The 541-nt window shown below is 46.0% G+C and carries 1 protein-coding gene; it reads right to left on the minus strand.

What is annotated here, in order from left to right; genetic code table 11:
• Positions 1-541, minus strand: a 541-nt coding sequence (locus B2X33_RS03615; RefSeq protein WP_296667744.1) for a beta-ketoacyl synthase N-terminal-like domain-containing protein, incomplete at both ends; no start/stop codon positions are given.

Consider the following 541-nt stretch of genomic DNA (forward strand, 5'->3'; position numbering starts at 1 on the left):
GGAACGTCGATTGAAAGTCCCTTGTTTGGCGTATAGTCAAGGTCGCATCCGCCTTCTACGTCCGGATTGTCAAGGTTGATTGTTGGTGGAATAAAGTTGTCTTCGATTGCTTTTACACAGACAAAAGCTTCGAGCGAGCCTGCGTTTCCAAGGCAGTGTCCTGTCATTGATTTTGTCGAAGAAATGTGCAATTTGTATGCAGCGTCGCCAAATGCGTTTTTGAGCATTTTTGTTTCGCCAGCATCGTTCAAGTGTGTTGAAGTTCCGTGGGCGTTGTAGTAAACAACATCTTCCGGTTTTACATGAGCATCTTCGAGAGCAAGAGTCATTGCGCGTGCCCCTTCGATTCCGTTCGGGTTTGGAGCTGTAAGGTGGTAACCATCTGTTGTTGTTCCGTATCCTGCAACTTCTGCATAAATTTTAGCGCCACGTGCTTTTGCATGCTCGTATTCTTCCAAAATAAGGATTGTTGAACCTTCGCCCATAACAAATCCATCACGGTCTTTGTCGAACGGACGGCTTGCTTTTGAAGGATTGTCTG

Source organism: Treponema sp. UBA785 (genome assembly GCF_002297065.1).
Taxonomy (GTDB): Bacteria; Spirochaetota; Spirochaetia; order Treponematales; family Treponemataceae; genus Treponema_D.